This window comes from uncultured Bifidobacterium sp. (genome assembly GCF_959020155.1).
Classification (GTDB): domain Bacteria; phylum Actinomycetota; class Actinomycetes; order Actinomycetales; family Bifidobacteriaceae; genus Bifidobacterium.
Genome location: NZ_CAUERC010000005.1, coordinates 61,133 through 82,457, shown reverse-complemented (window position 1 = coordinate 82,457; position 21,325 = coordinate 61,133). Strand labels below are relative to the sequence as shown.

Sequence of the window (21,325 nt, the reverse complement as noted above, 5' to 3'; positions counted from 1 at the left end):
AACGTCAGAAGCTCAATACTTCGACTTTTCCGGTGTCGAGCTGGTAGCGTGCTCCGGTGATCATCAGCCGGTCCTTGTCGGTATTCGGTTGCTCCTAGTCCAGTGGGGCAACATGACGTCGATATGATGTTGATATGGAGATTATGTATGTGCAAACTTTTAATTTCCCCTAGAAAATGTAGCTTAAGCTGGTAATTATCCCCTAGAAAATGGTATTTTTGTTTAAAACGACTATTCCTGTCAATTCGCCATTCCGACAGCAAATGGTGTATTGGGAAAGTTGATCGAGCGAGGTGCATCTATGAAACGTTGGATGATGAAACGGCTTATCGCATGGAAGAACGATGCGCATCGCAAGCCTTTGATTCTGGACGGTGCCCGACAGACCGGTAAAAGCTGGTTGGTTAAAGAGTTCGGACGCACTCAGTTTGAATCGATGGCGTATGTCTCACTGGAGAACAATGAGGCTATGGATCAACTTTTTTCCGGTTCTCTACGTCCTGAACGGTTGATTGCAGGTATCGCTTTGGCTTCGCGAACGCGCATTGAACCCGGGAAGACTTTGATTGTGCTTGATGAGGTGCAGGCGATTCCCAGAGCCGTCGAGGCGTTGAAATATTTCGCAGAGGAAGCTTGCGAATACGCGCTGATCGCAACCGGATCATCGTTGGGCATCACCGTGCATCCAGGCACTTCCTATCCCGTGGGGAAGGTGGATCGCTACCGTCTATATCCGATGAATTTTCTGGAATTTCTGGACGCCGTTGGCTACCATAATCTTACGGAAATCATCGAAAACGCGGATTTGGACATGATGTCGGTATTCCACGAGCAGCTCATGGAATGGCTGAAATACTACATGGTGGTAGGTGGCATGCCGGAAGCCGTCGAGATTTTCGCCGATACATATCCTGGTGCTGATTTCAATCGGATAATGCAGGTGCAGGAAGACATCCTGCAGGGCTATCGCGGTGATTTTTCGAAGTATGCCGATGCGATGCCGAGGGGATTTTCCTTGCGCCTTGCACAGGTTTGGGATTCAATTCCCTCCCAGCTTGCGCGTGAGAATAAGAAGTTTCTTTATGGTGCGGTGCGTTCCGGTGGACGTGGCAAAGATTTTGAATTAGCGATTCAGCGGTTGCTTGATTCATCGATCGCATTGAAGGTCGCGCGGGTCACCGCTCCGGAATATCCGCTCAAGTCATTCGATGATGTCGATGCGTTCAAGCTTTATACGTCCGATGTCGGTTTGTTGCGTACCATGAATGGCGCGAGTCCGGAGAGTATTTTGGATGGCGATTCGGTATTTGGTTCAGCGAAAGGCGCTTTTGCCGAGCAATTGGTATGTCAGGAACTTGTTTCGTACGGATTTGAGCCCCGCTATTGGACGAATGCCAATTCGACGAACGAACTTGATTTTCTTGCGCAGAACGATCGGTATGTTATACCGATTGAAGTGAAGGCCGGCATCAATCTTCACGCGAAAAGTCTGAAGGCCGCCATCAAACGATTCGGCTTTGAGCATGCTGTGCGGTTCTCGCCGTTGCCTCCACGCAAGGATGGTGACATACAGGATCTACCGTTGTATGCGGTGGCTGTGCTTGCACGTACAACGGCAGATCGACGTCTGTCATGAATCGTATAGAAAATCAGAAGCTCAGCACTTCCACCTTGCCGGTGTCGAGCTGGTAGCGTGCGCCCGTGATCATCAGCCGATCCTCGGCCAGCGCGTGCTGGATCACTTCGGAACGTTCCACCAGCTGTTCGATGGTGCGTGCGATGTGCACGCGCTCGAAATCCTCCGCCGATTCCAGTTCCGATTCGTGCGCCTGCCAAATCGAAAAACCGACCGTGCGCATCATGATCGAATCCGAATCGCAGATGCGTTCGTCGATGTCGGAAATGCTGTCGGCGGCCATCAGCGAATCCTCCGCGTCGGCGGTCAGCTCGTGCAGCAGCGCCTCGTATTCCTTGCATGCCTGCTTGATCGCGCCGCAATTCTGATGGCCGAGTACCACCAAAAGGCGCACGCCGAGCACGTCCACCGCGTATTCCAAAGAGGCGATCACAGCATCGTCTATGACCTGCCCTGCCGTGCGCACGGTGAACAGATCGCCGATGCCTGCGTCGAAAATAATATCGGGGCTGACACGCGCATCAGAGCAGCTCAGTATGGCCGCTTCCGGTGCGTGTGTGTCCACAAGTGCCTCGCGTGCTTCAGCGCCACGATTCGGATGTTCCGGTTTGCCCTCCGCAAACCTGCGATTACCTGCCAGCATGCGGCTCCAAACGCCGCTTGCCGTGCCTTCGACCTCGTCTTGGTCTACAAACAGTTCGTCTGCCATTGACTCCACCCCTCATTGTTCAGGCTAGCCAACATCATACGTTTTGGTCTGACCGTTCGCTGGGAAATAGAGCGATATCTCGCTTATGTATGGCAGATTTCGTGTTCTGTCCGGTGATATTTCGCTTATGTATGGCAGTCCCAAAGGTGAAAAACCGGAAAAATGTACCCCCGAAGTGGGTTTTTCGCATGATGGTCTGCCATATATAAGCGAGAAGGCTCATGACAAGGCTCCGATTCTGCCATATATAAGGCAGATATAGGTATGAAAAAGGGTCCCCGATCGGCAGTGCGAACGGGGACCCTGAAAGAAACTGGCTAAAATCAGCCGGTGTTCTGCAGGCCTGCTGCGACACCCGACACGGTGCACAGGATCAGGTAGGTGTTACTGCAGTCTGCAGAAGATGAAAAGAATAAGAGCTAAAACAAGAAAGGCGGCACCGCTTATTCTCATTAAGGATGTGTATAGATTGCTCGGATCTCCTTTTTGAGTCCAGAGGAAATTGCTTATTTTCCAGAGTTGCCTTGGAAAAATAAGCATACATAATCCTAGCAGGGCAAGTGCTGTGAGATATATGTACTGCACTGTTCTCCTTCTGGTTTGTCCCTACTGTTTTATTGATAACCCTTTTGCCTGAGGTTGTGGACAAGGCTAGAACTATATTGGCTCCAAAATCGACGGGGTTAGCTCTATGCGCGTGCATTTCGAAACTGGTCACACGGCTGGAGACTTGAGGGCGCATATAGAATTCGCCCCCATTGGTGCCATTGTTGAAAACAATGGAAGGTGAAACCATATAGGTGGAATATTGATCATTTGAACTTTGCCCATCGAGATTGACTACCCGGTCGATGACGTTATTGGCGACAATCCATCCAACCTGCCACCAATTTACAGCAAAGGCTGGAGTGGTCATAACTGTGCATAGGCAAACTGAGATAATTGTGGAGAATATCTATTCTATACTGATTATCGTTGTTCTCATAATTTTGTCGGCGAAGGTTTGTCCTTTGGTGTCCCATAAAGGCCAAAGAAACCCAATGAAACATGGCACGAAATCAACGCAGTGAGCTATCTCGCGTAAACCCATCCTTACTCCCGATATGGGCAGGTTGGAATATTGATCGACTACCTGCAGTCCTAAAAAATGATGCGACCAAGCTTGTCCGTTGCGCGTAGAACAGGCAGAAATCACGCAAACGATGATTATGGAGACGCAGTTAATCCAGATTCCCATGGTTCCATCTACGGAAGATCTCCCATATAAAACGCTGTTTATTAATTGTGATAGCAATGAAGTTGGCAGTATTATGCGAAGAATATATGCCGCTGCTCTGCGACACCATATTTTCCCCATTGACGTCCTCCTTGACGAACCCGACCAGATTGGAAAACGTATAAGAAAAGGTTTAGTGTAATGCTGTAGCTCCTCTTCTAAGCTATTTCAATCTTATGTTTGATTCCATAAGAATAGGACAAAACGCCGGATAACGCGAACGGGGAGGCCCGCGCCGTTTATCGGTACGGAACCTCCCCGCTCGCTTTTGTCAGGCGGTCAGCCGAAGATCAGCCCGTGTTCTGCAGGCCTGCTGCGACACCCGACACGGTGCACAGGATCAGGTAGGTGTAGTTCTCCTTCTGTCCATGCGTGAGCTCTTCCTTGTCCACGCGCTTGCGTAGCGAGCCGAGGGCGAGCACCTGGGTGGCGGACAGCGCGTCCACGTACGGCGAGCGGATGCGGATGGCCTGGCCGAGCACGTGGCGGTGCTGCAGAGGCCACTTGTCGCCTACGATCTCGAGCACCCACTTGCGGGTGAGCTCCATCTCGTCGAGGACCTTCTTGTTGAGGTCCTCACGGTCTCCGAGAGCAAGGTACATCTTGGCGATGCGCTCGTCGGTCTTGGCCAGCGACATTTCGATGTTGTCGATGAACGTGGAGAACAGCGGCCACTCCTCGTACGCCTGACGCAAGGTGTTCAGGTCACCGAACTGCTCGCACGCGGTGCCGAGGCCGTACCATGCGGCCAGGTTGATGCGGGCCTGTGCCCAGGAGAAGATCCACGGAATGGTGCGCAGATCGTCGAGGGACTTGGCGCCCAGACCACGCTTCGCCGGACGGGAGCCAATCGGCAGCAGGCCGATTTCGGTCAGCGGCGTGACGGTGGAGAACCACGGTGCGAAGCCGTCGGTGTTCAGCAGGTCGAGGAAGCGGTTGTGCGCGGCCTCGTCGAGCTTGTTGGCCATGTCGGCGTACTTCTTGGTCATGTCCGTGTTGCGCTTCTCCACGCTCGGAGCGGACTGCAGCAGCGTTGCGGCTGCGACGGACTCCACGTGGCGGATGGCAAGCACCGGGTTGCCGTAGCGGGCGAAGATGACTTCGCCCTGCTCGGTGAGCTTGAAACGGCACTTCACGGAGCCGACCGGCTGCGCGAGCACGGCGCGGTTGGCCGGGCCGCCGCCACGACCGACGGCGCCGCCGCGGCCATGGAACAGGGTCAGGTCGATGTCGTGCGATTCGGCCCACTTGGCGATGCGCTCCTGCGCGGAGTGCAGGGCAAGGGTGGCGGAGGTCGGGCCGGCGTCCTTCGAGGAGTCGGAGTAGCCGAGCATGACTTCCATCTTGCCGCCGGTGGCCTTCAGACGAGCCTGGACCTCCGGGATCTTGATCATTTCCTCAAGCACGTCCACCGAGTTCTGCAGATCCTCAAGCTGCTCGAACAGCGGGATCACGTCGATGGTCGGAACATCCTCGGGGTGGGAGAACGCCAGACGGTTCAGTTCGTACACGTCCTTGATGTTCTGGGCGCTCTTGGTGAAGGAGATGATGTAACGGCGGGCGGCCTTGATGCCATTGCGCTTCTGGATGGAACCGAGCGCGCGGAAGGTGTCGAGCACCTCGTGGGTCATCGGCTGCAGCTCGCCACGCTCACCGTGCAGGCCATGCTCGCGGATGTCCTCCAGAGCGCGGGAATGCACGACGGAATGCTGACGGAACTCCATCTCGACCATGTGGAAGCCGAAGGTCTCGGCCTGCCAGATGAGGTCCTGCAGCGGGCCGTAGGCGGAACGCTTGGCGTTGGCTTCGGCGAGGGAGCGCTGCACGGTCTTCAGATCGGCGATGTAGTCCTCGCAGGAGTGGTACATGAGGTCGGCGTCGCGGTCGATGGTGGCCTTCAGACGGTCTGCCATGACCAGCATGACGGCGCGGTGCAGCTCCTTGGTGGAGATCAGCGCGGCCTTGTCGGTCAGACGCTCGCTCATTTCCTTCTGGTGGTTCCACAGGGACTTGAGCTCGGCGCTCGGCGGGGTGGTCTCGGCCTCCATCGTCAGGTTCTTGCCGACGCGGCGGGTCTCGATCTCCAGCGCGCCCAGCACGTGGTCGCTGAACTTGCGGGCCACCTGACGGCTCACCTTGGCGGTGACGTTCGGGTTGCCGTCACGGTCGGAACCGATCCAGCTTCCCGGATGGAAGAACGCCGGGCACACCGGCGGCACGAGGCCGGCCTTGTCTCCGAGGACCCAGTCGTCGAAACGACGGTAGACCTGCGGAATGGTGTAGAACAGCGTGTTGTCGAAGATATCAAGAATGGTGTCGGCTTCCTCAACCGGAGTCGGCTTCTTCAGCGCGATCGGGGAGGTGCGGAACAGCGCGTCGATCTCGTTGAAGAGTCGACGGGAGTTTTCCTTCTTGTCCGAGCCGCCGAGCAGCTTATGCGCTTCGAGCAGCTGGGAGATGCGGCGGATCTTGCCTTCCACGGCCTTACGGCGGGCTTCGGTCGGATGCGCGGTGAACACCGGATGGAACTCGAGCTGGTCGAGCAGCTCCTTGGCTCTGGCCGGACCCATCTCGTTGATGAGCTGGTGGTAGGCGCAGGTCATTTCGTTCACCGGATCGACGGCCTGGGTGTCGTCAACGGCGTTCTCACGGCTGTGCAGCACGGAGACACGGTAGTTCTCCTCGCACAGATTGGCCAGATGGAAGTAAGTGGTGAAGGCACGAGCCAACAGCTGGGCCTCATGCACGTCCGTCTTGTCGATGATGTCGACAACCTTCTGCAGGTCGTCCTGATCGGGATTCGTGTCGGTCAGAATGCCGGAGAAACGTTCGTCACTGGCCTTCAGTGCATGTTCGCGCACTTCATCGAACTTGGCCAGCAGGTTTTCATCGAACTCACCGAGCACCTCGCGAAGAATCTGCAGACACAGATCCATTTCCTCTTTGAGGGATGCGGGAAGATCACGCTCCTCAGGGCCCTTGGTGCCGGTGCCGGACGAGACGATAGCCGCGTCCGCAGGCGTGATCTGTTCGTTTTCAGTTGTCATCAGACCTCCTTCTCCAAACCATCGGGTTGCTCGGTCTGTCGGTCCTTCGCGGCACCTCCGCGATTGTTTTGGCCGTCTGTTGCGAGCCCACAGCCCTAAGCTTGGTGGGTAAATGCTTGACCATTGTAGGCGCGGCAAATCGACAGTTTGGTTACGGAAACGACGGAAAGGTTCGCATCGTGGACATTGCGCGTCCGGAAAATGGGCATGTGGGAATGTTTGGAAAATATCCGACCAGCCCACACGTTAGACCTGAATAGTGTGAGCGCACTACATGAACATGATGAGAACGCCGAACGCGTTGACAGCAGCGCGAAGGCGGTCAGCAAATTCCACACCCACTCCATTCCGCTTGATATGGAAGACATCGAACGCGATTGGGACAAGCCGGTCACCGAAGCGGGAATCGCAGCGAAAGCCAGCGTGATCGTCCGTGTCGGCATGCTCGACCTTGGCGCCGGAACGGGAAGCTTCCGCGTCCGCGAAATGATGCACCGCATCGCCTATCCGTTAGGCGTGCACGTGCGCGCCGACGTGAACCTCACCGACATCGAGGCATCCTGCACGGACGGCAAGGACCGCATCACCGAAGTCGTCGACCTACCCACAACTGGCGTCAACACCGAGTGCATCTGGCTGCTCGAACACTTCGCCGACTGGTTCAACGTCAACCTCGGCAAAGGCTCGATGTACCACAGCCAATCCGACGTTTCCGAAGGGCTGATGCAGCATCTCGACAAGCGCGACGCCTCGCAGGTGTCGGCCGAACTGTCCAAGCAGCTCAAGGAACGGCAGAAGGCCGAGCAGAACCAGGAAGGTTCCGACGATCCCGTGCTCGACGCGCTGGAAATGGTCACGGAACGCGCGCAGGAAGGCGATTCCACCGCACGTCCGCTGCACATGCGCGATATCGAGGCGGCGGCCGCGGCCGGACGTAGCAATGGCGATTCGGTCGCGGAAAAGCCGCGTAAGAACCGCAACTGCAAACCGCCGAAGGAATATGCCGAGCATTTCGACCATATCGGGAAAGCCGCGGGCGAATCGCAAGGCGTCACCGTACGGCAGGCGCACGAGCGACTCGACATGATCGAACGTCGCAAACCGCTGTATTCGCCGGCCTTCGCGGGACTCGCGTCCGCCTGCGCCTGCGCATCCTTCGTGTTCCTGCTCGGCGGCGGCCCGTACGACATGATCGGCGCGTTCGTCGGCGCCGGCCTCGGCCACTGGCTGCGTCGCCGCCTGTTCGCCCACCATCTCAACCAATTCTTCGTGACGTTCGTCTGCGTGGCCGTCGCCGCGCTGGCATGCACCGGCATGCTGCGACTGATTGGCCTGTTCGATCCGATCGCCTTGCAGCACGACACCGCGTATATCGGCGCGATGCTGTTCGTCATCCCCGGATTCCCGCTGATAACCGGCGGACTTGACATGGCGAAAATCGACTTCCCATCAGGCGTGCAACGACTCACCTACGTGCTGTGCATCATTCTGATGGCCACGTTGGCAGGCTGGATGGTCGCTTCGATCGTGCACCTGAATCCGCAGGGATTCGAGCCGCTCGGACTGAACCCCGTCATCAACTGCCTGCTGCGCATGCTGTTCGCGTTCATCGGTGTGTGGGGCTTCTCCGTGATGTTCAATTCCCCGCAGCGCATGTGCCTCGTCGCCGCCACCATCGGCGCCATCACCGATACTTTGCGATTGGAAATCGTCGACTTGGGCGTGCCCGCGGAAGCCGGCGCGTTCATCGGCGCGTTCCTTGCCGGCCTGCTCGCCTCCGCATGGCGTTCGGCGGTGCGCCACGGCCTGCTTGCTCCGCATTTGGGATATCCGCGCATCTGCCTGACGGTTCCGTCTATTGTGATCATGGTGCCCGGTTTGTATATGTACCAGGCCATGTTCCACCTCGGCCAGTTCGATACGCTGAACGCGCTCGATTGGGCGTTCCGTGCGTTCATGGTGATCATCTGCCTGCCGATCGGCCTGGCGATGGCACGAGTAGTGACCGATAAATCCTGGCGCTACGACATTTAATAACCTGCAGAAGGGTAAAAACACTTGGTAACCAAAGATTTCTGGGTGCTGCTGGCCATGGTCTTGTACTTCGCGGCCATGCTGACCATCGGCTTCGTCTACTCCAAGAGGTCCAATTCCTCCACCAAACAGTATTTCGCGGGTGGGCGTGGCGTCGGACCGTGGCTGACGGCATTGAGCGCGGAAGCCTCCGACATGAGCGGCTGGCTGCTTATGGGCCTGCCGGGCGTCGCCTACTTCACCGGCGCGGCCGACCCGATGTGGACGGCCATCGGTCTGGCGCTTGGTACTTACCTCAACTGGAAACTCGTCGCACGCCGTCTGCGCCGCTACTCCGTGGTGGCCGGCGACGCGATCACCATTCCCGACTTCTTCTCCAAGCGCTTCCATGACGATCGCAATATCGTATCCACCATCGCTGCGCTCATCATCCTCGTATTCTTCTGCGTGTACGTCGGCAGCTGCTTCGTGACCGTCGGCAAACTCTTCTCCACGCTGTTCGGCTGGGACTACCACCTGACCATGGTGATCGGCGCCGCCATCGTGTTCGCGTACACCATCATCGGCGGCTATCTGTCCGTGGTCGTGACCGACTTCATCCAGGGCCTGCTCATGTTCTTCGCGCTGGCCGTGGTGTTCATCGGCTCCGTGGCGTCCGCCGGCGGCATCGACAACACCGTCGCCTTCCTCAAGGGCATTCCGGGATTCCTCGACGGCACGCATGTGGCCACGCCGATCCTCAACGACGCCGGCGAGCAGATCGTCAAGGCCGGACAGGCCATGTTCGGCGCGCCCGCCGACTACGGCATCATCACCATCATCTCCATGCTCGCGTGGGGCCTGGGCTACTTCGGCATGCCGCAGGTGCTCGTGCGGTTCCTGTCCATCCGCAGTTCCGAGGAAATCAAGAAATCCCGCATCATCGCCACCACGTGGTGCGTGATCTCGCTGGCGTGCGGCGTGTGCATCGGCCTGGTCGGCCGTGCCATGATGCCGACGCAGTTCGCCACGCAGGCGGCCGCGGAGAACATCTTCATCGTGGTGTCGCAGGCGCTGCTGCCGAGCTTCATGTGCGGCATCGTCGTGTCCGGCATCTTCGCCGCGTCCATGAGCTCCTCGTCCTCGTACATGATCATCGGCGCCTCGGCCGTCGGCGAGAACATCTTCCGCGGACTGCTGCACCGCAAGGCCACCGACCGCCAGGTGATGATGGTGGCGCGCATCACGCTGCTCGTCATGTTCATCTTCGGCATCGTGGTGGCGTTCGACCAGAACTCCTCGATCTTCCAAGTGGTCTCGTACGCGTGGGCCGGCCTCGGCGCATCCTTCGGACCGCTGATGCTCACCTCGCTGTACTGGAGGCGCACCAACAAGTACGGCGCGATCGCGGGCATGCTGTCCGGCACGGCCACCGTGCTCATCTGGCACAACCTCGTCAAGCCGCTCGGTGGCATCTTCGCCATCTACGAGCTGCTGCCGGCGTTCATCGTCTCGCTGCTGTTCATCGTGGTGATCTCGCTGCTCACGCCTGCGCCAAGCGCGGAAGTGCTGCACGAATTCGACCACTATCTCGACGATCCGGACGACCGCCACGTGGACGACGACCTCGTGGCCGCAGAAATCGCCGCAGGGGAGAAGCGCTCGCAGATCTAAGCGGGATGGCATCCGGCGGAAGGCGTAATCCGCCATTTGTAAGCGAAATGGGTCGGGAACCGATGTGGTTCCCGACCCATTTCTCGTTGTGAACGTGCGAACACGTAAGCGTGCGACGGCCGCGCGGCTCAAACGCGCTCAGTAGCGCATGCCCATGGCGTCGCGCACTTGGTCCAGCGTCTCGTTGGCGATGGCATTGGCCTTCTTGTTGCCCTCTTCGAGCACATCACGCACGTAATCCATGTCCTTGGCGAGTTCCGCGCGGCGCTCACGGTGCGGAGCCAGGAACCCGTTCACGGATTCGATGACGTACTTCTTCAGCGCGCCTGCACCGGAGTCGCCGATTTCCTCGGCGATGTCCTTCGGATCGCGGCCGGTCACCAGACCGGCGGTGGTCAGTAGCGCGGAGACCTGCGGGCGGGCAATCGGGTCGAAGGTGATGCGGCGCTCGGAATCGGTCGGGCTCTTCTTGATGAGCTTGGCGGTCTCCTCCGCGGTGGCGCCCAGCATGATGGAGTTGCCGTAGGACTTGCTCATCTTGCGGCCGTCAAGACCCGGGATCTCCGGCGCTTCGGACAGGATGGCGCTCGGCTCCGGGAACACCGGGTTCTTCTTCGCGTAGCGCTCGTTGAAGCGGCGTGCGATGGTGCGGGTGATTTCGACGTGCGGCAGGTTGTCCTTGCCGATCGGCACCACGTTGGCCTTGCAGAACAGGATGTCGCAAGCCTGATGCACCGGGTAGGTGAGCAGCAGGCCGGTCAGCGCATGGCCGGAAGCCTCCATTTCGGACTTCACGGTCGGGTTGCGGTGCAGCTCGGCCTCCGTGACCAGGGATAGGAACGGCAGCATGAGCTGGTTCTCGGCCGGAACGGCGGAATGGGTAAAGATCATGGTCTTGTTCGGGTCGATGCCGGCGGCCATGTAGTCGAGCACCAGGTTGAGCACATTGTCCTCGATGTGCTCGGTGGTGTCGCGGTCGGTGATCACCTGGTAGTCGGCGATGATGATGTTCGAGTTCACACCACGGTTCTGCATGGCCACGCGCTCGCGGATGGAGCCGAAGTAGTGGCCGAGGTGCAGACGGCCGGTCGGACGGTCGCCGGTGAGCATGGTGAACTTCTCCGGATGCTCCTCCAGCTTGGCCAGCGTCGCGTTCGAACGCTTCTTTGCGGCGAGGAAGCTGGCGCTCATTTCATTGCCGACAGCAGTGATCTGCTGCTCCTGGGTTTCGTCCGTCATACGTGTCCTTTTCTTAAGAAAATCAGCGATTTTATCGTAAAAGTCTGAGCCGACAACGAAATATGGCATAACAAGTGGTACTCTCTTGTTTGATGAATTGATAGCACAGTAATCCTCAGGGGGTCAGATGGGCCGCGGACGTCAGAAAGCCAAACAGCAGAAAATAGCCCGAAAGCTCAAGTACCTGACCACCGACACCGATTACGATGAGCTTGCCAAGGAGCTCGGTGCGCAGGAGCCCGGTTCTGGTTCCTTCGACCCGTTTGCCGATATCGAAGCCAAGTATTCTCACGATGTGGACGCCGAAGATGAGACCGTTGGGGACGGTCAAACGTCTTCCGATTCCGCCGATGACCTTGACGAATACGCCAAGTGGGCCGCGGAAGCCGCGGCGAAGGCCACGAGTGGCGAGTTTCCGGCGGCAAAGGCCGCGCCGAAGCCTCACAAGCCCATCCCGATGCCGGTGCCCAGCGCGCTGAAGCCGAAGAAGCAGGACTGACTGCACAGATTTTTTCAACGAATGGCTCGTGGTTTCAACCACGAGCCATTTTTTATTATTTCGATTTCGATTGTCGGGCGATTGTCGTGCTCGTCCCGCCAACCATCGCAGGTCGCGCCGCGCCGCGACCTATTCCTATGCCAGCGGCAGCAACCCGCTCAGATCGTCGCGTTCGCCGACGGCGGTGATGCGCCCGGCGTCCTTTTCCTCGTCCCAGCTGGTGATGCCGGTGGCGAGCCTCATCCACACGTCGGGGTCCAGTTCGATGACGTCCGGCGGCGTGAGATTGTGCGGATCGGACGCCGGCCCGTCGAGGATCTTGATGGCGCCCCACGGTGCCACGCGCACCTCCACGCCTTCGCCCGGCGCCTTCTTTTCCAGCAGGTATAGCGAGTAGCGCACCGCCATCGCCCACAGCTGGCGCGGCAGACGCGGCGAGAAGTTGAGCCGGAAATCGAAAGCGGCGTCGTCATCGGCCGGCAGCTGCTCGCTGAAAATGTTGTGCGCCGCGTCCTGCCACTGTTCGAAGGCGGCGCGTCCTTTGCCCAAGTCTTGTTCTCGTATGACAGCCATACCGGTATTGTGCAGCCCGCAAACGACTATGATGGAACTTTGCAAACGATGTAGTCGTAACTAAATAGGGGTTTGAGGGGCGATTTTCCTGCGATTGTGGTGCCCTCGCTTAATGGGCGCCATACGTTGCGTTTGCAGTTTTTGCAATGTTTTTTGCAAACGATACCGGCTTACGATTGCTAGGAATTTCGTCTTTTTATGATTACGTAGTATGCTGTACATGAGAACGTATGCATGATGTTACTTAGTGTTCATGCGGCCGCAAATGCAAGGACGCTGAAGTAAGGCATAATGTTCCTGGAGAGTATCCGTCAAAGGGAGTCAATCAATGACTGAAATTACCGCACCGAAGTCCGCGGTCACCGCGGAACAGTTCGCTGACGAAATCCGTGAGCAGCTGAAGTACACCCAGGGCGTCACCGTCGAGCAGGCCAAGCCGGCTGATGTGTACGTCGCCGCGTCCGCCGCAGTGCGTCGCCATCTCGTGGATTCCTGGATGAAGACCCAGGCCGACATGGTCAACGGCAACACCAAGGCCGTCGGCTACCTGTCCGCCGAGTTCCTGATGGGCAAGCAGCTGGAGAACGCGCTGCTCAACGCCGGACTGACCGATCAGTTCGACAAGGCCGTGGAAGCTCTCGGCTTCGATGCGCAGGAAGTCATCGACGCCGAATACGAGCCGGGCCTGGGCAACGGTGGTCTGGGCCGTCTGGCCGCCTGCTTCATCGACTCCCTCGCCTCCCTCGGCGTGCCGGCATTCGGCTACGGCATCCAGTACAAGTACGGCATCTTCAAGCAGGAATTCGACGAGAACGGCAAGCAGATCGAAACCCCGGATTACTGGCTGGCCAACGAGGAGCCGTGGGGCCACATCGACTACAACCGCGATCAGAAGGTCTCCTTCGGCGGCGAAGTCGTCGAGGAGAACGGCAAGAAGGTCTGGAAGCCGGCTTGGTCCGTGCGCGCCGTCCCGGTCGACTACATGGTTCCGGGCTACGCCTCCGGCCGCGTGAACACCCTGCGCCTGTGGACCGCCAAGAGCTACGACGAGTTCGACCTGCTCACCTTCAACCAGTCTGAGTACCTCGACGCCGTCAAGCCGCAGGTCGAGGCCGAGAACATCTCCAAGATCCTGTACCCGGAAGACTCCACCCCGCAGGGCAAGGCGCTGCGTCTCGAGCAGCAGTACTTCTTCGTGTCCGCCTCCATCCACGACGCCATCCGCGTCTTCTACCCGGGCCAGGACAAGCCGGATCTGACCACCTTCCCGGACAAGATCAACTTCCAGCTCAACGACACCCACCCGGTCATCGGCATTCCGGAGCTCATGCGCGTGCTCATGGACGAGTATGGCTACGATTGGGACACCGCCTGGACGATTACCAACAAGACCTTCAACTACACCTGCCACACCCTGCTTCCGGAAGCTCTGGAAGTGTGGCCGTCCAAGCTCATCGGCGAACTGCTGCCGCGTCATCTCGAGATCATCGAGAAGATCAACGACCAGTTCGAGGCCGAGCTCAAGGCCAAGGGCGTTGCCGAGGAGACCATCAAGGACATGGCCATCTACACCGGCGACTCCGTGCGCATGGCCTACCTGGCCACCTATGGCGGCTCCCACGTCAACGGCGTGGCCGAGCTGCACTCCCAGCTGCTCAAGGACGTCACCCTGAAGAACTTCTCCGACGTGTATCCGGACAAGTTCACCAACGTGACCAACGGCGTGACTCCTCGCCGCTTCATCAAGCTGGCCAACCCGCGTCTGTCCGACGTCATCACCGAGGGCCTCGGCACCGACAAGTGGCTGTCCGACCTCGAGCTGCTCAAGGGCCTCATCCCGCTGGCCGACGATGACGAGTTCGTCAAGAAGTTCGCCGCCGTCAAGCAGGCCAACAAGGTCGACTTCTCCAACTTCGCCAAGCGCAAGTACGGCTTCGACATCGACCCGAACACCATGATCAACACCATGGTCAAGCGTCTGCACGAGTACAAGCGCCAGGCCCTGAAGATCCTGTCCGTCATCGCCGACTACGCCGACATCAAGTCCGGCAAGGTCTCCGCCGACGACATCATGCCGCGCACCATCGTGTTCGGCGCCAAGGCCGCTCCGGGCTACTACCTGGCCAAGCAGACCATCCAGCTGATCAACAACGTCGCCCGCGTCATCAACAACGATCCGGACGTCAAGGGCAAGCTGAACGTCTACTTCCCGTGGAACTACAACATCGAGCTGGCCATGAACCTCATCCCGGCCACCGACCTCGACGAGCAGATTTCCCAGGCCGGCAAGGAAGCCTCCGGCACCGGCAACATGAAGTTCGCCCTCAACGGCGCTCTGACCGTCGGCACCCTCGACGGCGCCAACGTCGAGATCCGCGAGCGTGTGGGCGCCGAGAACTTCTTCCTGTTCGGCATGACCGAGCCGGAAGTCTCCGCGCTGTACGCCAAGGGCTACGACGCCAAGGGTCTGTCCCGCGAGTACTACGAGAAGGACCCGCAGCTCAAGGCCGCCATCGATATGGTTGCCGACGGTACCTTCTCCGACGGCGACAAGGACACCTACAAGGACCTCGTCAACGATTGGCTGAACAAGGATTACTTCATGACGCTCGCCGACTTCCGCGCGTACATGGACATCCAGGCCCAGATCGAGGAAACCTACCGCGATCCGATGAAGTGGAGCCGCATGGCCGTGCTCAACGTGGCCAACTCCGGCTACTTCAGCTCCGACCGCTCCATCGAGGATTACCTCGAGCGCATCTGGCACACCGGTCCGCTCAAGTGATTATGGAGCGGTCATGAAACGTCGCCGGCATCGCCGACGTACGCATGATCGCTTCCGTTCCGTCCGTTTCGCAATGGGCGGATAAGTGATGACGACGAAGGCCCTTGGGATTTTCCAAGGGCCTTTTCGTATGTTTTTCGCATGTCCGATTGCGTATGCCGGTAGTGCCCGAACGTACGTGCCGGACGTACGTGGCAATACAGTGACAGTACGACGGAAGGCCGCAAGTCAATCGCAATCGCAAAAGCAAAAGAAAAACCCTGTATCGCAAGATACAGGGCGAAGCAACAAACCCAACGCGGCATAGGTGTGCCGGGAAAGGCGAAATCAGGCGGCTTCCGGCTCAGCGGCAGGAGCGGCGGCAGTGGCGTCGGCCTCCGGCTCGGCGTCCTTGGTCAGGCCCAGGTCGACCGGCGAGGAGCTGTTCTCCCACGGTTCCTCCCACGGGTCATAGTCGGGATTCTGCTGCTTGTAGATGTACAGACCGACGACGCCAGCAAGCAAAGCTCCGAAGAGCAGTGCGAAGAACTTCCAACCGTTAGAAGACTTGTTCTCCATGACGGCTCCTTTCAAGGTTTCCAAACACTGGCTGACCTGCTCGTTCAAGCCAGCTCTGTTCCCTATCTTAATTCGTGGAATGTGTCGATTGGGTGGATTTACGCGCCGGAAAATACCGCATGTGCCGGTAGTGTTGAGCTATGGCATACCAACGATTCAGTCTGTTTCCCGATTCCCCATCGTTCAAGGATCTGTTCTCCGCCCGATCGCTGCGATACCGGTGGCGCAACGGCGACCCGGTCATCACCACCGCCATCATGGCGATCTGCATCGTGGTGTGGGCCATCGAAGCGGTTCTCTTCCTCGTCTGGCCCGAAGGCGGCAACGCGTTCGTGAACGCCGGCATGCTGCTGCCCGCCACGGCCGTCCGGCACCCGTGGACCTTCATCACCTCGATGTTCCTGCACCAGCCGACCTCGCTGTGGCACATCCTGTTCAACATGCTTACTTTGTGGTGCGTGGGGCCCGTGCTGGAACGCATGATGGGGCATTGGCCGTACCTCGCGCTGTACGTGCTGTCCGGATTGGGCGGCGGTGCCGGACTGATGGTGTGGGCCGTGTGCTCGCCGTCGGGATGGATGACCGCCGCATATGGCGCGTCCGGCGCGCTGTTCGGCCTGTTCGCCGCGATTCTGGTGGTGTACAGGAGAATAGGCATCGATATTCGTTCGATGCTGATTTGGATGCTGATCAACTTCCTGATGCCGGTGATCACGCCGGGCATTGCATGGCAGGCGCATGTCGGCGGATTCATCGTCGGCGGCGTGCTTGCGTGGCTGCTGGTCACCGGCCTGCATGCGTTCCGCGGCAAAAGCCTGGCGTGGCGCACCACGGTGTACGGCATCACGGTGTTCGTGGTGGTCGTGGCGATCATCGTGGGATGCAACGCCGGCAATCCGCTGATGCATATGTCACTTCTGTACCAGTAATGCGGGAACTACACACATGTAGTTTTCCACATCCGTGGATAACTTTGTGGATAAGTGAGGTCAGACCTGTGGGTAAGTCGGGGATGACGTGGTGGATTATCCACAAGGATATTCACAAAATGGCGGAACATAAGGAATTTCCTATGTGAAAATTGTGGATAACCGATATCCACACCCCACAAAAATGGGGAAAATCGCCGCCGATATTTCGTGGTGCGACGTTGACTCAGGCACAAAATATGGGCGTTATCCACATTCATCCACATTTGTCCACTTGTTATCCACAGGAAAGATAAGATGACGAAGGCAATCGACAAGGACGCAATACCGATGCGCCACGGACGCAGGATACGCGTGCGACGATATGCGTGCGACATGGCAGATACTTGCGAAGAAGGGGAGAGGAACCATGAGTGACGGACCACTGCTCAACGACGTGACGCGCGCCTTCGCCGAGGCGCATCGCAATGAAGACGTGCGTGACCTGGCGCTCAAAACCAAACGGACGGCGGACCTCGACCTGCCGGCCGCGCTCGACCAGATCGCGGGCTGGCAAATCGCCCGCAACAAACTGCCGCAATGGGCCGCCTGCGCGGATATCGTCTATCCCGCGCATATTTCCATGGAACAGTGCTCATCGCAGTTCACAGCGCAATACAAGGCCGAAATCGCCCGGCGTCTGTTGCGATCTCTGCCGCAATCGGCGGGACAGACGGCCAACGACGCGACCATGACGGACCTGACAGGCGGATTCGGCGTCGATTTCTCATATCTCGCCCGCGGATTCGGTCACGCCACGTACGTGGAACGCCAATCGCATCTATGCGAACTGGCCGCGCACAATATGGCGGCGCTGGGCCTCACGCAAGCACAGGTGGTGTGCGGCGACGGCGTCGAATACCTACGTGCGATGGAGCCGGCGCAGCTGATCTACATCGACCCGGCCCGCCGCGACGAGCACGGCGCCCGCACCTACGCGATCGAGGACTGCACGCCCGACGTGCTGGCGCTGCGCGATCTGCTGCTGGCTAAGGCGCGATATGTGATGATCAAACTGTCGCCGATGCTCGACTGGCGCAAGGCGGTCGACGATTTCGCGGGCACTGTGGCCGAAGTGCACATCGTCTCCACCGGCAACGAATGCAAGGAACTGCTGCTGGTGCTGGACGGCAAGGTTGCCGGGATAACGTCCGATGCCGCAGCGGCAGACACGCGCGCGCCGCACGTGTACTGCGTGAACGACGATCAGCGGCTCGACTACGATGCGGCCGCCTATACGCGCGGCCTGCGCATCGGGGACGCGCCGCTGCCGCACGAGCTGCGTTACCTGTACGAGCCGAACGCGTCGATCATGAAGGCCGGCTGCTTCGACGTGGTGGAAGCGCGATTCGGGGCGGTGCAGATCGGCCCGAGCAGCCACCTGTTCGTATCGGACGAGCCGGTCGATGGTTTTCCGGGGCGCGGTTTTGCGATTGAAACGATCGGCGGTATGGGCAAGAAGGAGCTGAAGCGATTGCTGTCCGGCTTGGACCGTGCCAACATCGCCGTGCGTAATTTCCCACTCACCGCGCCGCAATTGCGCAAGAAACTCAAGCTCGCCGACGGCGGCGACGCCTACCTGTTCGGCACCACCATGCAAGGCGGCGACCACGTGCTGATTCGGACGGCAAAAATCAGCAGATAATCGGCGGGTAAGCGGCGGCTTTCCACTCGACAGGAAACCGCTTTTCCTAAAGCTGAAGCGGGGCGATGCAGACGCGGTAAGTAAAGTGGTTGAAGCGGATAAAAGAGACGCCGGATCGCAATGGACCCGGCGTCTCTTACATAAGCTTCGATGGAATAGGCGAAACGGAGAAAACCGACTCAGCGCCACCACATGGTCATAATGAAACCGACCATGATGATTGCGAACGCGATGGCCAGGTTCCAAGCGCCGATGTGCGGAATCGGATAATCGGTGGTCAGGTAGTAGACCACGGCCCACACCAGACCGATGATCATCAGCGCGCAGAACAGCGGCACGAACCAGCGCGGGTTGGACTTGGTGCCCTTGATGCTTTCCTCCACACGGCGGGTGTTCTCCGCCTGACGGTTCATCATGCGTTGCATCTGCGGTGACAGCGAATCCTTATCAACGGTGGCGTTCAGCACCGCTTCGACACGGTCCATAGGAATATCGAGATCGTCATCGTCGGACTGGTCCTCGTCAACAGAAGTCTTGTCGACGACATCTTCGGTGGTTTCCTCGACGGCAGCGGTGTCGTCGGCGGACTGCAGATCCTTCTGGTCATCCGCGGTGGTTTCGTGCAGCTCTTCGTCAGCCATCAGCATAGTCTCCTTTAATAGGCTAAAAGTCATAATAGTGGGTAGACTCGAAAGCGGCGAACTCACGGCGTAAAACTGTTCAAAATCAGGACAATTGTTCAGTGAAACCCGGCGGATTCAGGCAGGTTTGGAAAGGCGCGTATGGCGAAGCATACCGGAAAGCACAGCGCGAAACGGTCGAAGGCGGCCGGCGTCGCGGCGTTCCTCGTGCTGCTGTTCTCCGGATTCCTGCTGTCCACCAACCTGCGCGTCAACCGTTCCGTGGTGGTGAGCAACGATACCGCCGAACTCGTGGAACAGCGCGTGAAAAAAGTGAACTCGCTACGGTCCGAAATCGATGCGCTGAGCACCAGAGTCAACGATCTGAGCAAAACACTCGACAGCCAGAACGCCGACGGATCGCAAGACAGCGAAAGCGCCGGCAACGGCACCATGCTCCCCGCCGTGGAAGGCCCGGGACTGGTGGTGACGCTCGACGATTCGCCGCTATGGGAGAACATGGTCGACGCCAACGGATCCAGCGCCAACATCAACGATTACGTGGTGCACCAGCAGGACATCGAAGCCGTGGTCAACGCGCTGTGGGCGGGAGGCGCCGAATCCATGCAGATCATGGACCAGCGCGTATTGTTCAATTCCGCCGTACGCTGCTCCGGCAACGTGCTGCTGCTGCAAGGCAAGAAGTATTCGCCGCCGTTCAAAATCTCGGCGATCGGACCAGTGGAGGGCATGAGAAAAGCGCTCGACGATTCCGAGGAAGTGTCCATCTACAAGCAGTACGTGAGCGCGTTCGGCCTGGGATGGCAGGTCGACGAGAAAACGAAACTGCATTTCGACGCGACCGACGCGTTGCAGCAGCCGTTGCAGTATGCGAAAGCGCTCGAAAACGACAAGAACGGCGACTCGCAAGAGGGGAAATAACAATCGATGAAATATGTGGCAAGCCGTGGCGGACGCACCAAAAGCGCGCTGTGGACGATACTCGGCATCCTCGCCGAACTCATGCTGACCGCCGCCGCCATCTGCGCGCTGTACATCGCATGGCAGATGTGGTGGACGGGCGTGCAGTCGGAGCATAACCAGATCGAAACCCGCCAATCCGTATCCTGGTCCGATCTAGGAAAGTCCGGCAACGTCACCGTGGCGAAGGCACAGCAGGGTGACCCGCCTGTACAGCCGCAAAGCGCCACGGAAGGCGAACTCATCGCCCAAATCTACATACCGCGATTCGGCAGCCAATGGCAGCGCAACCTGGTGGAAGGCACGGACCTGACACAGCTCAACAAGCACGGCCTCGGCCACTACACGGATTCGCAGATGCCCGGCCAGGTCGGCAACTTCGCATTCGCCGGCCACCGCAACGGCTACGGGCAGCCGCTCGGCGACGTCGACAAACTGCAGGAAGGCGACCCGATCATCGTCCGCACGCAGGATTACTGGTACGTGTACCACTACACCAGCTACAAAATCGTGCTGCCGACACAGACCGAAGTGGTGGCGGCCAACCCCGAAAACCCCGGCGCAACACCGACCAAACGCATGCTGACCATGACCACCTGCGAACCGAAATACTCCACGCCGACGCACCGCTGGATCAGCTACGCCGAATTCTCCTACTGGGCGAAGGTCTCCGACGGCATCCCACAGGAACTGGCCTCCCAAAACGCCAACGGCACAGTCAAATTCGTCAACAACGAACAGTCGTCGTTCCTGTCGTCGATCGATACGCTGAAACCGTGGATCTTCGGCGCGCTCGCCGCATACGTGATCATATTTATTTCCGCCGCCGTCGCCTGGCGATGGCCGTATCTCGCCGACGTGCGCGCAGGAAGACGAAAGAAGGCCGATTTCAGCCTGTACGGCAGCCTGGTGCGACTGCAGCCGGGCGTGCTGCCGATCCGCCTGCTGCTGGTGCTGCTGCTGGTTTTCGCAGCGGCCGCATCGTGCTTCGAATGGCTGTTCCCGTGGGCCGCGTCGACTATTCCGATGCTGCAGGAGATGTCGAACTACACGGCCATCTAAAGGCTGCCGCTGCGTGAGACGCGGACGTTGCTGCGGCACG

The 21,325-nt window shown here is 58.8% G+C and carries 17 protein-coding genes; 9 read left to right on the top strand and 8 right to left on the bottom strand.

Annotated features, from left to right (window positions below; genetic code table 11):
* The first annotated feature begins 301 nt into the window (after nucleotides 1-301).
* On the top strand, nucleotides 302-1,636 hold the full coding sequence (locus tag Q5H31_RS02955; RefSeq protein WP_302457472.1) for an ATP-binding protein: 1,335 nt from the start codon (nucleotides 302-304) through the stop codon (nucleotides 1,634-1,636).
* 13 nt (nucleotides 1,637-1,649) lie between these two features.
* Here the strand turns inward: Q5H31_RS02955 and Q5H31_RS02950 are convergent, their stop codons facing one another.
* The 4 genes from Q5H31_RS02950 to Q5H31_RS02935 form a co-directional block, all read right to left on the bottom strand.
* Nucleotides 1,650-2,345 carry a carbonic anhydrase gene (locus tag Q5H31_RS02950; RefSeq protein WP_151910578.1) on the bottom strand — a complete coding sequence of 232 codons (696 nt, stop codon included), beginning with the start codon at nucleotides 2,343-2,345 and terminating at the stop codon, nucleotides 1,650-1,652.
* Nucleotides 2,346-2,729: 384 nt separating this feature from the next.
* The gene (locus tag Q5H31_RS08215; protein ID WP_353486225.1) at nucleotides 2,730-2,885 is read right to left on the bottom strand and encodes a hypothetical protein; all 156 of its coding nucleotides are present in this window, start codon (nucleotides 2,883-2,885) and stop codon (nucleotides 2,730-2,732) included.
* 415 nt (nucleotides 2,886-3,300) lie between these two features.
* Nucleotides 3,301-3,702: an RDD family protein gene (locus tag Q5H31_RS02940; protein ID WP_302165769.1), complete on the bottom strand. Its 402-nt coding sequence runs from the start codon at nucleotides 3,700-3,702 to the stop codon at nucleotides 3,301-3,303.
* 209 nt (nucleotides 3,703-3,911) lie between these two features.
* On the bottom strand, nucleotides 3,912-6,668 hold the full coding sequence (locus Q5H31_RS02935; protein ID WP_302457471.1) for a phosphoenolpyruvate carboxylase: 2,757 nt from the start codon (nucleotides 6,666-6,668) through the stop codon (nucleotides 3,912-3,914).
* Between the two features lie 201 nt (nucleotides 6,669-6,869).
* On the opposite strand from Q5H31_RS02935, the gene Q5H31_RS02930 reads away from it, so the two are divergent.
* A complete protein-coding gene (locus tag Q5H31_RS02930; protein ID WP_302457470.1) occupies nucleotides 6,870-8,702 on the top strand; it encodes a threonine/serine exporter ThrE family protein in 1,833 nt (610 codons plus the stop codon).
* 57 nt (nucleotides 8,703-8,759) lie between these two features.
* Nucleotides 8,760-10,355 (top strand): sodium/proline symporter, encoded by a 1,596-nt coding sequence (locus Q5H31_RS02925; protein ID WP_171024953.1) that lies wholly within the window; start codon nucleotides 8,760-8,762, stop codon nucleotides 10,353-10,355.
* 138 nt (nucleotides 10,356-10,493) lie between these two features.
* On the opposite strand, the gene trpS is transcribed toward Q5H31_RS02925, so the two are convergent.
* A complete protein-coding gene (gene trpS, locus Q5H31_RS02920) occupies nucleotides 10,494-11,594 on the bottom strand; it encodes a tryptophan--tRNA ligase (RefSeq protein WP_302457469.1) in 1,101 nt (366 codons plus the stop codon).
* 127 nt (nucleotides 11,595-11,721) lie between these two features.
* Between trpS and Q5H31_RS02915 the strand changes: the two genes are divergently transcribed.
* Nucleotides 11,722-12,093: a DUF3073 domain-containing protein gene (locus Q5H31_RS02915; RefSeq protein ID WP_011742581.1), complete on the top strand. Its 372-nt coding sequence runs from the start codon at nucleotides 11,722-11,724 to the stop codon at nucleotides 12,091-12,093.
* 135 nt (nucleotides 12,094-12,228) lie between these two features.
* Here the strand turns inward: Q5H31_RS02915 and Q5H31_RS02910 are convergent, their stop codons facing one another.
* Nucleotides 12,229-12,666: a sterol carrier family protein gene (locus Q5H31_RS02910; RefSeq protein WP_038443756.1), complete on the bottom strand. Its 438-nt coding sequence runs from the start codon at nucleotides 12,664-12,666 to the stop codon at nucleotides 12,229-12,231.
* Between the two features lie 328 nt (nucleotides 12,667-12,994).
* Between Q5H31_RS02910 and Q5H31_RS02905 the strand changes: the two genes are divergently transcribed.
* On the top strand, nucleotides 12,995-15,451 hold the full coding sequence (locus Q5H31_RS02905; RefSeq protein WP_302457468.1) for a glycogen/starch/alpha-glucan phosphorylase: 2,457 nt from the start codon (nucleotides 12,995-12,997) through the stop codon (nucleotides 15,449-15,451).
* Nucleotides 15,452-15,778: 327 nt separating this feature from the next.
* On the opposite strand, the gene Q5H31_RS02900 is transcribed toward Q5H31_RS02905, so the two are convergent.
* A complete protein-coding gene (locus Q5H31_RS02900; protein WP_021913506.1) occupies nucleotides 15,779-16,009 on the bottom strand; it encodes a hypothetical protein in 231 nt (76 codons plus the stop codon).
* A gap of 140 nt (nucleotides 16,010-16,149) precedes the next feature.
* Here Q5H31_RS02900 and Q5H31_RS02895 point away from each other — a divergent pair, with 140 nt between their 5' ends.
* Together Q5H31_RS02895 and Q5H31_RS02890 are read left to right on the top strand one after the other, a co-directional pair.
* Nucleotides 16,150-16,938, top strand: coding sequence for a rhomboid family intramembrane serine protease (locus Q5H31_RS02895; protein ID WP_151907484.1), 789 nt, complete (start codon nucleotides 16,150-16,152; stop codon nucleotides 16,936-16,938).
* Nucleotides 16,939-17,347: 409 nt separating this feature from the next.
* A complete protein-coding gene (locus Q5H31_RS02890; protein ID WP_035010404.1) occupies nucleotides 17,348-18,622 on the top strand; it encodes a class I SAM-dependent methyltransferase in 1,275 nt (424 codons plus the stop codon).
* 179 nt (nucleotides 18,623-18,801) lie between these two features.
* Here the strand turns inward: Q5H31_RS02890 and crgA are convergent, their stop codons facing one another.
* Complete coding sequence (crgA, locus tag Q5H31_RS02885) at nucleotides 18,802-19,263, bottom strand: cell division protein CrgA (RefSeq protein ID WP_021913503.1); 462 nt, start codon at nucleotides 19,261-19,263, stop codon at nucleotides 18,802-18,804.
* Nucleotides 19,264-19,404: 141 nt separating this feature from the next.
* Between crgA and Q5H31_RS02880 the strand changes: the two genes are divergently transcribed.
* Entirely contained in the window at nucleotides 19,405-20,184 is a 780-nt protein-coding gene (locus Q5H31_RS02880; RefSeq protein WP_011742588.1) for a DUF881 domain-containing protein, read from the top strand.
* Between the two features lie 6 nt (nucleotides 20,185-20,190).
* Nucleotides 20,191-21,285 carry a class E sortase gene (locus Q5H31_RS02875; RefSeq protein WP_302457467.1) on the top strand — a complete coding sequence of 365 codons (1,095 nt, stop codon included), beginning with the start codon at nucleotides 20,191-20,193 and terminating at the stop codon, nucleotides 21,283-21,285.
* Nucleotides 21,286-21,325 lie beyond the last annotated feature (40 nt).